This is a genomic window from Streptomyces sp. NPDC029216 (assembly GCF_040648015.1).
In the GTDB taxonomy this organism is placed as follows: Bacteria; Actinomycetota; Actinomycetes; order Streptomycetales; family Streptomycetaceae; genus Streptomyces.
Genome location: NZ_JBEZWL010000003.1, coordinates 71,981 through 85,400 on the forward strand (window position 1 = coordinate 71,981; position 13,420 = coordinate 85,400).

Annotated in this window: 13 protein-coding genes and 1 pseudogene; 4 read left to right on the forward strand and 10 right to left on the reverse strand. The window is 72.3% G+C overall.

The annotated features are described in order from the left end of the window. Positions 1-74: 74 nt before the first annotated feature. The 4 genes from coaD to AB0F18_RS02110 all read right to left on the reverse strand — a co-directional run bounded on the left by coaD (position 75) and on the right by AB0F18_RS02110 (position 5,107). Positions 75-554, reverse strand: coding sequence for a pantetheine-phosphate adenylyltransferase (coaD, locus tag AB0F18_RS02095; protein ID WP_362053968.1), 480 nt, complete (start codon positions 552-554; stop codon positions 75-77). Between the two features lie 14 nt (positions 555-568). Then, entirely contained in the window at positions 569-1,147 is a 579-nt protein-coding gene (gene rsmD, locus AB0F18_RS02100) for a 16S rRNA (guanine(966)-N(2))-methyltransferase RsmD (RefSeq protein ID WP_362053779.1), read from the reverse strand. Between the two features lie 73 nt (positions 1,148-1,220). After that, positions 1,221-3,422, reverse strand: a complete 2,202-nt coding sequence (gene recG, locus AB0F18_RS02105) for an ATP-dependent DNA helicase RecG (RefSeq protein ID WP_362053782.1) — start codon at positions 3,420-3,422, stop codon at positions 1,221-1,223. Positions 3,423-3,448: 26 nt separating this feature from the next. Further along, positions 3,449-5,107 carry a DAK2 domain-containing protein gene (locus AB0F18_RS02110; RefSeq protein ID WP_362053785.1) on the reverse strand — a complete coding sequence of 553 codons (1,659 nt, stop codon included), beginning with the start codon at positions 5,105-5,107 and terminating at the stop codon, positions 3,449-3,451. A 241-nt stretch (positions 5,108-5,348) separates the two neighbouring features. Between AB0F18_RS02110 and rpmB the strand changes: the two genes are divergently transcribed. Further along, positions 5,349-5,534: a 50S ribosomal protein L28 gene (gene rpmB / locus AB0F18_RS02115; RefSeq protein ID WP_007266795.1), complete on the forward strand. Its 186-nt coding sequence runs from the start codon at positions 5,349-5,351 to the stop codon at positions 5,532-5,534. Between the two features lie 123 nt (positions 5,535-5,657). Here the strand turns inward: rpmB and thiD are convergent, their stop codons facing one another. Then, entirely contained in the window at positions 5,658-6,461 is an 804-nt protein-coding gene (gene thiD, locus AB0F18_RS02120; RefSeq protein ID WP_362053788.1) for a bifunctional hydroxymethylpyrimidine kinase/phosphomethylpyrimidine kinase, read from the reverse strand. After that, positions 6,458-7,438 carry a thiamine-phosphate kinase gene (locus tag AB0F18_RS02125; RefSeq protein ID WP_362053791.1) on the reverse strand — a complete coding sequence of 327 codons (981 nt, stop codon included), beginning with the start codon at positions 7,436-7,438 and terminating at the stop codon, positions 6,458-6,460. Before AB0F18_RS02125 ends, thiD begins: the two co-directional genes overlap by 4 nt. Positions 7,439-7,683: 245 nt before the next feature. Between AB0F18_RS02125 and AB0F18_RS02130 the strand changes: the two genes are divergently transcribed. Both AB0F18_RS02130 and AB0F18_RS02135 read left to right on the forward strand, forming a co-directional pair. After that, on the forward strand, positions 7,684-7,917 hold the full coding sequence (locus AB0F18_RS02130; RefSeq protein ID WP_362053794.1) for an Lrp/AsnC ligand binding domain-containing protein: 234 nt from the start codon (positions 7,684-7,686) through the stop codon (positions 7,915-7,917). A gap of 23 nt (positions 7,918-7,940) precedes the next feature. Beyond that, complete coding sequence (locus AB0F18_RS02135; protein WP_362053971.1) at positions 7,941-8,432, forward strand: DUF3515 domain-containing protein; 492 nt, start codon at positions 7,941-7,943, stop codon at positions 8,430-8,432. A 72-nt stretch (positions 8,433-8,504) separates the two neighbouring features. Here AB0F18_RS02135 and AB0F18_RS02140 read toward each other — a convergent pair whose 3' ends face one another. Genes AB0F18_RS02140 through AB0F18_RS02150 form a run of 3 tightly spaced genes read right to left on the reverse strand, consistent with a single transcriptional unit; the run spans position 8,505 to position 11,461 of the window. Continuing rightward, on the reverse strand, positions 8,505-9,662 hold the full coding sequence (locus AB0F18_RS02140) for a D-alanine--D-alanine ligase family protein (protein WP_362053797.1): 1,158 nt from the start codon (positions 9,660-9,662) through the stop codon (positions 8,505-8,507). Between the two features lie 39 nt (positions 9,663-9,701). After that, a complete protein-coding gene (locus tag AB0F18_RS02145; protein ID WP_362053800.1) occupies positions 9,702-10,712 on the reverse strand; it encodes an NAD(P)H-dependent glycerol-3-phosphate dehydrogenase in 1,011 nt (336 codons plus the stop codon). After that, positions 10,709-11,461 (reverse strand): lysophospholipid acyltransferase family protein, encoded by a 753-nt coding sequence (locus AB0F18_RS02150; protein ID WP_362053803.1) that lies wholly within the window; start codon positions 11,459-11,461, stop codon positions 10,709-10,711. The genes AB0F18_RS02145 and AB0F18_RS02150 overlap by 4 nt, the downstream gene beginning before the upstream one ends. 267 nt (positions 11,462-11,728) lie before the next feature. Between AB0F18_RS02150 and cofC the strand changes: the two are divergent. After that, positions 11,729-12,319 (forward strand): annotated as a pseudogene (gene cofC, locus AB0F18_RS02155) (2-phospho-L-lactate guanylyltransferase); the annotation flags it as partial. A 292-nt stretch (positions 12,320-12,611) separates the two neighbouring features. Here the strand turns inward: cofC and AB0F18_RS02160 are convergent. Next, positions 12,612-13,295 (reverse strand): HU family DNA-binding protein, encoded by a 684-nt coding sequence (locus AB0F18_RS02160; RefSeq protein ID WP_362053806.1) that lies wholly within the window; start codon positions 13,293-13,295, stop codon positions 12,612-12,614. Positions 13,296-13,420: the final 125 nt, after the last annotated feature.

Sequence of the window (13,420 nt, forward strand, 5' to 3'; positions counted from 1 at the left end):
TGACGGGACGACTGTAGGGCCACCGGGGGGACGCGTGGGACGGCCCGGGGAACCTCAGCCCCTCCGCCGCGGGCTCACTTGGCGCGCAGCCGTTCGATCAGCGCCGCGTGGACGTGCTCCGGGAGCAGGTGGGCGACGTCGCCGCCCCAGGCCGCGACCTCCTTGACGAGCGAGGAGGACAGGAAGCTGTACGTCGGGATGGTCGGGACGAACAGCGTCTCGACGCCCGACAGGCCCATGTTCATCTGGGCCATCTGGAGTTCGTAGTCGAAGTCGCTGACCGCGCGCAGGCCCTTGACGATGGCCGGGATGTCCCGCTGCTTGCAGAAGTCGACGAGCAGGCCGTGGAAGGACTCGACCTGGACGTTGCCGTATTCGGCGGTCGCCTCGCGGATCAGTTCGATCCGCTCCTCGACGGTGAACAGGCCCTGCTTCGACTGGTTGATCATCACGGCGACGTGCACGACGTCGTACAGCCTCGAGGCGCGTCCGATGACGTCGAGGTGTCCGTTGTGGATGGGGTCGAAGGATCCCGGACAGACCGCGCGGCGCAACTGAACTCCCTCGTTCATGAGTCTTCGCTGGTGGAGGCGGCGCGACCGTACCAAAGGGTGCCTTCGCCGTACTTGCGCGAGCGCAGCGGCTCGAACCCCTCTGGCCACGGGAACGGTCCGCTCCTGGTGCTGCGCTCCACGGTGACGAGGGCGTCGTCCGTGAGCCAGCCATTGGCGCGGAGTGTGAGGAGGATCTCGCCGAGATCGCCGTGTTCGACGGCGTACGGGGGGTCCAGGAAGACGATGTCGTACGGGTCCCCGGGCGCGGGGGACGCCACGATCTGCTCGGCCTTGCCGGCCCGGAACTCGGCGCCGGGCAGGCCCAGGGTCCTGATGTTGTCCCGGATGGCCTTGGACGCCTTGGCGTCGGCCTCGACCAGCAGGGTGTGGGCGGCGCCCCGGGAGAGGGCCTCCAGGCCGACGGCGCCGGAGCCGCCGTAGAGGTCGAGGACCCTGGAGTCCTGGACTCCGTGCAGCGACTCCCAGGTGGAGAAGAGCCCTTCGCGCATCCGGTCGGAGGTCGGGCGGGTGCCGGTGCCGGGCGGCACGGTCAGCCGCCGCCCGCCGGCGGTGCCGGCGATCACGCGGGTCATCTGGGGTCCTTCTCTGCGGCGGACGGGGGAGGCTTTGGCCTCCGTTCTGGCCTCCAACGATAGGTCGTGGTGGTCAGCCCTTCTCCAGGTACTGCTCCCGCTCGGTGTCCAGCAGGGCGTCGAGCGCGGTGCGCAGCCCCGGCAGGCGCTCCAGTTCGGGGTCGGCGGCGACCACGCGGGCGGCCTCCTCCCGGGCCTGGGCGATGACCTCCTCGTCCTCGATGACGGCGAGCATGCGCAGCGAGGAGCGGACGCCGGACTGGGCCTGGCCGAGGACGTCGCCCTCGCGGCGCTGTTCCAGGTCGATGCGGGAGAGTTCGAAGCCGTCGAGGGTGGCGGCGACGGCGGCGAGCCGGGCGCGGGCGGGGCTGGCCTCGTGCATCTCGCTGACCAGCAGGCACAGGCCGGGGGCGGAGCCACGGCCGACGCGGCCGCGCAGCTGGTGGAGCTGGGAGACGCCGAAGCGGTCCGCGTCCATGATCACCATGACGGTGGAGTTGGGGACGTTGACGCCGACCTCGATGACGGTGGTGGCGACGAGCACCTTGACCTCGCCTGCGGCGAAGCGGCGCATGACGTCGTCCTTGTCGGCGGGGTCCATCCGGCCGTGCAGCACCTCGACGGAGAGTCCGGCGAGGGGGCCGCGGGTGAGCTGCTCGGCGATCTCCAGGACGGCGAGCGGGGGCCGCTTCTCGGCCTCGTCCTCGGCGGAGGCCTTCTTCTTGTTCTTGGGGTCGTCCTCGCCGTCGCCGATGCGCGGACAGACCACGTAAGCCTGGTGGCCGTTCTCGACCTCCTCGCGGACCCGCTCCCAGGCCCGGGTGAGGAAGTGCGGCTTGTCCTTGGCGGGCACCACGTGGGTGGCGATCGGGGAACGGCCGGCGGGCAGCTGGTCGAGGACGGAGGTCTCCAGGTCGCCGAAGACGGTCATGGCGACGGTGCGCGGGATGGGGGTGGCGGTCATGACCAGCAGGTGCGGGGGCTGCTTGCCCTTGGAGCGGAGGGCGTCGCGCTGCTCGACGCCGAAGCGGTGCTGTTCGTCGACGACGACCAGACCGAGGTCATGGAACTGGACCTTGTCCTCGATCAGGGCGTGGGTGCCGATGACGATCCCGGCCTCGCCGGTGACCAGGTCGAGCAGGGCCTGGCGGCGGGCGGCGGTCCCCATGGAGCCGGTGAGCAGGACCACCTTGGTGCCCTGGTCGGACCCGCCGAGCATCCCTCCCTCGGCGAGCTCGCCCATCATCTCGGTGATGGAGCGGTGGTGCTGCTGGGCGAGGACCTCGGTGGGGGCGAGCATCGCGGCCTGCCCGCCGGAGTCGACGACGGCGAGCATGGCCCGCAGGGCCACCATCGTCTTTCCGGAGCCGACTTCGCCCTGGAGGAGGCGGTGCATGGGGTGGCTGGTGGCCAGGTCGTCGAAGATCTCCTTCGAGACGTTCTGCTGGCCTTCGGTGAGGGTGAAGGGGAGCTTCGCGTCGAAGGCGTCGAGGAGGCCGCCGGGGGCGGGGCGGCGGGCGACGGCCGGCAGCTGGGAGTCGGCGTGCCGGCGGCGGGCGAGGGCGACCTGGAGGACGAAGGCCTCGTCCCACTTCAGGCGGCGGCGGGCGTCCTCGATGTCGGCCTTGGTGGCCGGGCGGTGGATCTTGAGGAGGGCCTCGGTGAGCGGGACGAGTCCGCGGCCGTCGCGCAGGGCGGGCGGGAGCGGGTCGAGGGCCTCCTGCGCCCGGGGCAGGACGGCGTCCACGCACTTGGCGATCTTCCAGGACTCCAGCTTGGCGCAGGCCGGGTAGATCGGGATCAGCTGGTTGGCGAAGGCGGTGGCGGCGTCCCGGTCGGAGGCGTCTCCGCCGAGGGGTTCGTAGGCGGGGTGCGCGAGCTGGAGCTTGTGGTTGAACCGGGAGACCTTGCCCGCGAACATCGCGCGGCTGCCGGGCAGCAGTTCCTTGTGCGGCTTGTGGACGCCGGCACCGAAGAAGACCAGCTGGAGGCGGCCGCTGCCGTCGGTGATGGTGACCTCCAGCCGTTTGCCGCGGCCCCCGTTGAAGGTCAGGATCCGGGCGTCGGCGACCTGGGCGACGACCGTCACGTGCTCGTCGAGCTGGTCGGCGAGGTCCGCGAGCGAGGTCAGCTCGCCGCGTTCGGCGTACCGGCGGGGGTAGTGGTGGAGCAGGTCCAGGGCCGTGTGCAGGCCGAGCTGCTCGGCCAGCACCTTGGCGGTGGCGGGGCCGAGGGTCTTCTTGAGGTCTTCGTCGAGCGCGGGCACGTGTTCCATTGCACACCATGCCTGTGACAGGGCCGCTATTCGACTCCGATGAGCAGCGGCGCCGAGTGGCGGCCGCCGCGGTAGGTGACGGTGTCCACGGCCAGGTGGGCGTGCTGGACGTACGCCTCCAGGCGCGCGGCGAGGGTCTCCGGCACCTCGGGGCCCAGGACGAGGGTGACCAGTTCGCCGCCGGAGCCGAGCATCCGCTCCAGGACGGCCTCGGCCGTCTCGGGCAGGCCCGCGCCGATGACGGCGACGTCGCCGTCGATGAGCCCGAGGACGTCCCCGGCCTGGCAGATCCCGGCGGAGGTGAAGGACTGCCGCTCGGCGACGGCCAGTTCCCCGTAGCGGGTGGCGCCGGCGGCGGCGGTCATGGTGACGACGTCCTCGTCGAAGCTGGCGTCCGGGTCGTGCACGGCGAGGGCGGCCAGGCCCTGGACGGCGGACCGGGTCGGGATCACGGCCACCCTTACGCCGTCGGCGCGGGCCTGCTCGGCGGCGGCCGCGGCGGCCGCGCGCAGTTCGGCGCCGCCGGGCAGCAGGACCACCTCGCGGGCGTGCGCGCGGCGGACGGCGTCGACCAGTTCGGCCACGGCGGGCGGCTCGCCGGGACGGGCCGGGACGGTGGTCGCGCCGGCCTCCCCGCACAGCGCGGCCAGCCCCTCGCCCTGGACCACGGCCACCACGGCCCGCTGGGCGCGGGGGGCGCTCGCGCGGCGGCGTTCGTCGCCGAAGTGCGTGATGCGGATCCGGTACGGCCGGCCCGCTTCCACCCCGGCCTCGACGGCGGCGCCGGGGTCGTCGACGTGCACGTGGACGTTCCACAGCCCGTCGCCGCCGACCACCACGAGGGAGTCGCCGAGCGCGTCGAGGGCGGCGCGCAGCCGGCCGACGGCCTCCTCGGGGGCCTCCAGGAGGTAGATCACCTCGTAGCCGGGCCCGCCCTCCTCCTGGGCGCAGGGCTCGGGGATCCGCTCCAGGGGCACGGCCGGCCCCCGGACCGGGTCGGGCTCGGGCTCCTGGCCGGACAGCGCCTGCCACAGCGCCCCGAGTACGGCGACCAGTCCGCAGCCCCCCGCGTCGACGACCCCGGCCTTCCCGAGGGCGGCCAGCTGCTCCGGGGTCTCGGCCAGGGCCGCGCGGGCCCCCTCGTAGGCGGCGCGGGCCACGTCGGCGGCGGTCCCGGGGGCGGCCTCCGCGGCGCGTGCGGCGGCGCCGGCGACGGTGAGCATGGTCCCCTCGACGGGGTGCGCGACGGCCTGGTAGGCCTCCTCGGCGGCCCGGGTCAGGGCCCGGGCCAGCAGCGGGCCGGGGGCGCGGCCGGCCGGGTCGGCGCCGAGGACGTCGGCGACCCCGCGCAGCAGCTGGGCGAGGATCGTCCCGGAGTTGCCGCGGGCGCCTATGAGCGCGCCGTGCGCGTAGGCCCGTACGGCTTCGGGCAGGGAGGCCGGGGAGGCGGCCGGCCCTGTGCCGTCGGTCACGCCGGGGGCGGTGCGGGCGAGGGCCTCGGTCAGCGCGCGGTCGGCGGATTCGGCGGTGAGGTAGAGGTTGGTGCCGGTGTCGGCGTCCGCGACGGGGTAGACGTTGATCGCGTCGATGTCCGTGCGGGCCCGGCCCAGTGCGGCCAGGGCCAGGGAGCTCCAGGTGCGCACCGCGTCGGCGTCGAGGGTGTGCGGCTCGGGCTCGTACGCCACCGGGCGTTCCTCCTTGTGCGGGCCAGGGTTCACCGCAGGGTAACGAAGGACGGCCGCCCTCCCGGGCCCCCGGGGCGGAGCCCGGCCCCGTCATGGTAGTTTTCTCGGACCCAAGCAGTCGTTGTATGCTGCTCAGGTTGCCCGTCGAGAGTCGGGTCATTCGTCCGGCAAGCCACTTCAGATCTCTGATTCCGGTGTGCCGGATTCCACCGTAATTGCATCTGAAGTCTTGGAGTGACCTGTGGCTGCCAACTGCGACGTTTGCGCCAAGGGGCCGAGCTTCGGCAACAACATCTCCCACTCGCACCGCCGCACCTCGCGTCGCTGGAACCCGAACATCCAGCGCGTCCGTGCCGTGGTCAATGGGACGCCGAAGCGCCTCAACGCCTGCACCTCGTGCATCAAGGCCGGCAAGGTCTCGCGCTGACGCCTCCCGTCGTCGTAGCGCAGCCCTTTCCGGTTGCCAAGAAGGCCGGTTCACCTCTGGTGAACCGGCCTTTTGCCTTGTCAGGACCACACATCAACGTTGAGGTGTGGTGGTCCTGACCGCTCAGCGCCACTGCCAGGCGTGGTCCACCGGGCCGATGCCGCCGCCGAGCGCGAAGCCGGCGGCGATGGCGCCGGTGACGTACTCCTTGGCCGCCGTGACGGCCTCCGGGACGGGCAGGCCCTTGGCCAGGCCCGCCGCGATCGCGCTGGCGAGCGTGCAGCCGGTGCCGTGGGTGTGCCGGTTGTCGTGGCGGGGGGCCCGCAGCCACAGCTCCTCGGAGCCGTCGGTCAGCAGGTCCACGGCCTCGCCGCCGTGGGCCGCGAGGTGGCCGCCCTTGATCAGCGCCCAGCGGGGCCCGTAGCCGAGGACCGCGTCGGCGGCCCGCCGCATGTCGTCCTCGTCCTCCACGGCCACCCCGGTGAGCTGCGCCACCTCGTCGAGGTTGGGCGTCGCCACCGTGGCCCGGGGCAGCAGCAGCCCGCGTACGGCGTCCAGCGCGGAGGCGGCGAGCAGCGCGTCCCCGTGCTTGGAGACCCCCACGGGATCCACCACCGCCGGGGCGTCGGTGCCCGCCAGCAGTTCCGCGACGGTCTCCACGAGGACGGCGGAGGAGAGCATGCCGGTCTTGACGGCCTGGACCCCGATGTCGTCCACGACGGCCCGGTACTGGGCCGTGACGGCCTCGGCGGGCAGCTCCCAGGCCCCCTTCACCCCGAGGGAGTTCTGGGCGGTCACGGCGGTGACCACGCTCATGCCGTGCACGCCGAGCGCCAGCATGGTCTTGAGGTCGGCCTGGACGCCCGCGCCGCCGCCGGAGTCGGATCCGGCGACGGTCAGGCACAGCGGCGGGTGCCCGACGCTCACGGGGCGTCCTCGGTGGCCGGGTCGGTGCCGAAGTGGTCCCAGCCCCCGGTGCTGGTCCAGGGGGCGCCGTCCACGGTCACCTGGGGCAGGGCGGAGCGGTGCTGGACCTCGCCGATGACCTTCCAGCGGGCGGGGAGCTTCACGTCGGGCGGGAAGGTCGCCACGATGGCGTGGTCCTCTCCGCCGGTGAGCACCCACTGGAGCGGGTCCACGCCGACGGCCTGGCCGATGTCGTGCATCTGGGTCGGGATGTCCACGGCCCCCGAGCGCAGGTCGATCCGTACGTGGCTGGCCTCGGCGATGTGCCCGAGGTCGGCGATCAGGCCGTCGCTGACGTCGGTCATGGCGGTGGCGCCGAGTCCGGCGGCCGCCGGGCCCGCGTGGTAGGGCGGCTCGGGGCGCCGGTGCGCCTCGACGAAGGCCCGCGGGGAGCGGAAGCCGCGCGAGAGCACCGCGTAGCCCGCCGCGGACCAGCCGAGCCAGCCCGTGACGGCCACGACGTCGCCGGGCTGGGCGCCGGAGCGCAGCACGGGCTCGTGGTTGCGCAGGTCACCGAGGGCGGTGATGGAGACGGTGATGGTGTCCCCGCGGACGACGTCGCCGCCGACCACGGCCGCGCCGGCGACCTGGCACTCGTCGCGGATGCCGTCCATCAGCTCGGTGGGCCAGGTGACCGGCAGCTCCGCCGGGACCACGAGGCCGAGGAGCAGGGCGGTCGGTACCGCGCCCATGGCGGCGATGTCGGCCAGATTCTGCGCGGCGGCCTTGCGGCCGACGTCGTAGGCGGTGGACCAGTCGCGCCGGAAGTGCCGGCCCTCCAGCAGGATGTCCGTGCTGGCCACCACCCGCCGGTCGGGGGCCGACACGACCGCGGCGTCGTCGCCCGGTCCGAGCCGGACCGCCGGGGTGGTGGTGAGCCGTGAGGTGAGCTCCCTGATGAGCCCGAATTCCCCCAGCTCGCCCACAGTGCCCTTCATCGCTGTGCCCCTTCTTGGCAAGTCCGCTTGCGGTCGCGAGCCGTCACAGCTCTGGGTACCGTCAACAGATACGTCAACTTCTGGTCTGCGTACGCCCCGCTGTACGTGGCGCCTGGTCTGCGGGTCTCCCCGCGGCACCCGGCGACGCGGTACCGTGGCGTCCCTTCTTCCCCCGGCCCTTTCGATTGTGTGGGGCCCATCCGAAGGTTAGGGGAAATGATCCTCGTGGCCGCCCTGGAGGTTCCGTGGTACAGGCGTACATCCTCATCCAGACCGAGGTGGGCAAGGCGTCGGTTGTCGCCGAGTCCATCGGGAAGATCGCGGGGGTGATCCAGGCCGAGGACGTGACGGGACCGTACGACGTGATCGTGCGGGCCCAGGCCGACACCGTCGACGATCTCGGCCGCATGGTGGTCGCCAAGGTCCAGCAGGTGGAGGGGATCACCCGCACCCTGACCTGCCCCGTGGTCCATCTGTAGCCCCCGTCTACTCTTGGCCGGTGATGTCTTCGCACCGCCGGCCCCTGCGTCTACTGGCCCTTCCCGTCCTGTCGGCGGCCGTGGCCCTGGCGGGCTGTGCCCCCGGGGCCTCCGCGGCCCGGGTGACTCCTCCGCCCGCGCCGCCCGCCGACGTCGCGGGGCTCTGTGCCGCGCTGCACGAGGAGCTCCCGCAGAAGGTGTCCGGGCTGGACCGGACCACCACCGAACCGCGGTCGGACCTGACCGCCGCGTGGGGCGGCTCGGCGATCGTACTGCGGTGCGGCATCCCCAAGCCCGCCAAGATGGCCGATCCGAAGGCGGACGGAGTGGAGGTGAACGGCGTCGGCTGGCTGGTGGAGCGGCCGGCCGACGGAGGTCTGAGGTTCACCTCCGGCTCGCGTCTCGCCTACACGGAGGTCTGGGTCGACAAGGAGCATGCCACGGACGCGAGCATGCTCGTGGATCTGTCCGCCGCCGTGGCCAAGACCGTGCCCGTGGGCATCGCCTCGTACTGACCCCTCCCCCGCGCACACCGCCGCCCGCCGGGAATGCTCCCGGCGGGCGGTCGGCTGTACGGAGTCCGGGGGCTAGCGCAGCCCGGTGGAGCGGCGCAGGGCCGCCTGGATCAGGCGGTCCACCAGCTCCGGGTACTCGATGCCCGTCTCCTGCCACATGCGCGGGTACATCGAGATCGGCGTGAACCCCGGCATCGTGTTGATCTCGTTGATGACGAAGGTGCCGTCCTCGGTGAGGAAGAAGTCGGCGCGGACCAGGCCCTCGCAGGACGCGGCCTCGAAGGCCTCGACGGCGAGCCGCTGCACCTCGGCGGTCTGCTCCGGGGTGAGCGGGGCGGGCACGAGCCCGTCGGCGGAGTCGATGTACTTCGCCTCGAAGTCGTAGAAGTCGTGGCTGGAGACCGGCGGGATCTCCGCGGGCACGCTGGCGCGCGGCCCGTCCTCGAACTCCAGGACGCCGCACTCGATCTCGCGGCCGCGCAGCAGCGCCTCCACGATGACCTTCGGGTCGTGGCGGCGGGCCTCGCGGATGGCCGCGTCGAGGCCGGAGGCGTCGTCGACCTTGGTGATGCCGATGGAGGAGCCGGCGCGGGCGGGCTTGATGAACAGCGGCCAGCCGTGCTCGGCGGCGAAGTCCAGGACCTTGGCCGTGGCGGCGTCCCGGTCGGCTTCCCACTCGCGGGGGCGGATGGTCACGTACGGGCCGACGTTCAGCCCGTAGGAGGTGAACACCCGCTTCATGTAGTCCTTGTCCTGGCCGACGGCCGAGGCGAGGACGCCGCAGCCGACGTACGGGATCCCGGAGAGCTCCAGGAGGCCCTGGAGGGTACCGTCCTCGCCGTAGGGGCCGTGCAGCACGGGGAAGACGACGTCGACCTCGCCCAGTGCCTTGGGGACGGTGCCCGGCTCGGTGTAGACGACCTCGCGGCTGGCGGGGTCCACGGGCAGCACGACGGTGCCTTCCGGGGACTCCGCCAGCGACTCCACGTCGGGGAGCCTGCGGTCGGCGATGGCCATGCGCTCGGGTGCGTCGGCGGTCAGCGCCCACCGGCCGTCCGTGGTGATGCCGATGGGCAGCACCTCGTACTTGGAACGGTCGATGGAGCGCAGCACAGCGCCCGCGGTGACGACCGAGATGGCGTGTTCCGAGCTGCGGCCGCCGAAGACGACGGCCACGCGGGGCTTGCGGCCCTGCTGCTCAGGGGTCTGGGGGAGGTTCTCGCTGCTCATATCGCCACGAGAGTACCCGCTCAAGCGTCCGGAAAGGTGTCAGTGACGTTCCGGTTTGGCGCTGCGGCCCATCAGTTCCTTGAGCGCGACCAGCGGGGGCTTGCCGTGGTGGACGATGTCGACGACCGTGTCGGTGATCGGCATGTCCACCCCGAACCGGCGGGCCAGATCCGCCACGGACTGGCAGGACTTGACCCCCTCGGCGGTCTGCTTGGTGACCGCGATGGTCTCCTCCAGGGTCATCCCGCGGCCCAGGTTCGTGCCGAAGGTGTGGTTCCGGGAGAGCGGCGAGGAGCAGGTGGCGACGAGGTCGCCGAGGCCCGCGAGGCCGGAGAAGGTGAGCGGGTCGGCGCCCATCGCCAGGCCCAGGCGGGTGGCTTCGGCGAGGCCGCGGGTGATGAGCGAGCCCTTGGTGTTGTCGCCCAGGCCCATGCCGTCGGCGATGCCCACGGCGAGGCCGATGACGTTCTTGACGGCGCCGCCGAGCTCGCAGCCGATGACGTCGGTGCTGGTGTACGGGCGGAAGTACGCGGTGTGGCAGGCGGCCTGGAGGCGCTGGGCCACGGCCTCGTCCGTGCAGGCGACGACGGAGGCGGCGGGCTGGCGGGCGACGATCTCACGGGCCAGGTTGGGGCCGGTGACGACGGCGACGCGCTCGGCGGGGACCTTGGCCACCTCCTCGATGACCTCGCTCATCCGCTTGGCGGTGCCGAGTTCGATGCCCTTCATCAGGGAGACGAGGACGGTGTCGGGCTCCAGCAGCGGGCCCCATTCGGCGAGGTTGCCGCGCAGGGTCTGTGAGGGCACGGACAGCACCGTGAAGTCGGCGCCTCGGGCGGCCTCGGCCGGATCGGTGGTCGCGCGCAGGTTCGCCGGGAGCTCCACACCGGGGAAGTAGTCCGGGTTGGTGCGGCCGGTGTTGATGGCGTCGGCGACCTCCGGGCGGCGGGCCCACAGGGTGACCTCGCAGCCGGCGTCGGCGAGCACCATCCCGAAGGCGGTGCCCCAGGAGCCCGCCGAGAACACGGCCGCCTTGACGGGACGCGTCACTTGGAACCCTCCCCCGCGGCCTTGCGCCGCTGTTCCGCCCTGGCCTTGCGGTGGTCGTACGGCTCGTCGGGCGCCTTCTCGTCGCGCAGCTCCTCCAGGAGCTTCGTGATGTCGGCCATGATGGCCTCGGTGGCCCCCTTGAGGACCTCCGGGGTGGGCTCCTTGCCGTAGAACGCCGAGAGGTCCACGGGCGGCCCGGCGAGCACCTGGAGGGTCTTGCGCGGGAACAGGCGGACCTTGTTCTCCTTGGCGTACGGCGGCATCGCGAGGTTGGCGCCCCACTGGGCCACCGGAATGACGGGGGCCTTGGTGATCAGCGCCACGCGGGCGACGCCGGTCTTGCCGGCCATCGGCCACATCTGCGGGTCGCGGGTGAGGGTGCCCTCCGGGTAAAAGGCGACGCATTCACCGCGCTCGACCGCGGCCACGGCGGCCCGGAATGCGTCCAGGGCGTTGGTGGTCTCGCGGTAGACGGGGATCTGTCCCGATCCGCGCAGGATCGGGCCGACGAAAGGCACCTTGAAGAGTCCGGCCTTGGCGAGCAGACGGGGCACCCGGCCGGTGTTGTACTGGAAGTGCGCGTAGGACAGCGGGTCCAGATACGAGTTGTGATTGACGGCGGTGATAAACCCGCCGTCGGCCGGAATGTGCTCCATTCCCCGCCAGTCCCGCTTGAAGAGCACTACCAGCGGCGGTTTTGCGATGACCGCCGCCAGGCGGTACCAGAAGCCGATTCTGCGGCGGGACACTCGGAGCACCTTCCTCTAGGACCGGGGCGCGGGGAACCTCCCAGCGGTGGCTGGGGGAGCCCGGCGTCTCGTGGGTCGGACAAGTGTCGCCCCGGGTCCGGTCTCTGTCGAGGACACCGTACGCCCCGCCCGGACCGCCCTGCCCCCCTCCGACCGGTCTGAGGCGACAATGGGCCGACTGATGACCGGGCCGTGACCCGCCCATGGCCGGGACGGGTACGGCCGCGCGCCGGAGCGAAGGAGTCCGCCACGAACGCCGTCTGGAGCCTGGTGGTCCCGCTGAAGCCGCTGGCGCTGGCCAAGAGCCGGCTGGCGGCCGCCGTCGGCGCCTCCCGTCCGGGCCTGGCCCTGGCCTTCGCGCAGGACACCGTGGCAGGGGCGCTGGCCTGCGCCTCGGTGGCGGATGTGGTGGTCGTCACGGACGACGCCGTGGCGGGGGCGGAACTGGCCCGGCTGGGGGCGCGGATCCTGCCGGACGCCCCGGGGGCGGGGCTCAACGCCGCGCTGGACCACGGCGCGCGGGCCGTGCGCGCCGGGCGGCCGGGGTCGCCGCTGGCCGCGATGAACGCGGACCTGCCCGCTCTGCGCCCGCCGGAATTGCTACGTGTGCTCGATATCGCCTCCGCATTTCCCCGGGCATTTCTGGCGGATGCGGCGGGAATCGGGACGACTCTCCTTTCCGCCGGTCCGGACGTGGAATTGGCACCCGCGTTCGGCGGCCCTTCCCGGGCCCGGCATTCCGCGTCGGGGGCGGTGGAAATAACCCTGCCGGACGTCGAGACCGTACGCCGGGACGTGGACACGGGGCCGGATCTGCGCAGGGCGCTCTCCCTCGGCGTGGGCCGGCACACGGCCCGATACAGTTCCCGTATGCAGGCGACCGCGTACACGTACGACTCCCAGACCCGCAGCGGCAGCGTGCTGCTGGACGACGGCACCCCGGTGCCCTTCGAGGCCGCGGCCTTCGACGCGGGGGGCCTGCTGATGCTGCGCCCCGGGCAGCGGGTGCGCATCGAGACGGCCGGCGAGGGCGGGGACCTGCGGATCACCCTGGTCACCCTGCAGACGTTCTAGCCCGCCGGGGTAAGGAACGCACCGCGGGCCGGCTTCCCCCAGGGGGAAGCCGGCCCGGCGTGTGTGACTCGTGCCCTCACTTCTTGCGGGCGGTGGTCTTCTTCGCGGTGGCCTTGCGCGTCGTCGTCTTCTTGGCGGGCGCCTTCGTCGCGGTGGCCTTCTTGGCCGCCGGGGCGGTCTTCTTCGCGGTGGCGGTGGTCTTCTTCGCCGCCGCCGTGGCCTTCTTCGCCGGGGCCGCCTTCTTGGCGGTGGCCGTGGCCTTCTTCGCGACCGCGGTCTTCGCGGCCGTCTTCTTGACGGTCGTGGTCGCCTTCTTCGCCGTCGTCTTCTTCGCCACGGCCTTGGTGGCCGTGGTCTTGGCGGCGGCCTTCTTGGCCGTGGTGGCCTTCTTCGCGGCGGCCTTCTTGACCGTGGCGGAGGCACCGCCGGTCAGGCTGCCCTTCGGGGCCTTCTTCACGGCCACCTCGTCGCCCTTGGGGAGCTTCTTGGTGCCGCTCACCAGGTCCTTGAAGCCCTGACCCGCACGGAAGCGGGGAACGGAGGTCTTCTTGACCCGGACGCGCTCACCCGTCTGCGGGTTGCGGGCGTAGCGGGCCGGACGGTCCACCTTCTCGAACGAGCCGAAGCCCGTGACCGAGACCCGGTCGCCCGCGACGACCGCGCGGACCATCGCGTCCAGTACCGCGTCGACAGCGTCCGCGGCCTGCTGGCGGCCGCCCAGCTTGTCGGCAATCGCTTCTACGAGCTGCGCCTTGTTCACGTCTTCCCCTTCGGAGACCTCGCCAGAACGAATGTGTTCAAGCTTATTTCGCACGTTAGGCGGATATATACCGCAAATCAAACACGAAACGGGCTAATCACCCTAGTGCCGCAACGATGTAGGCC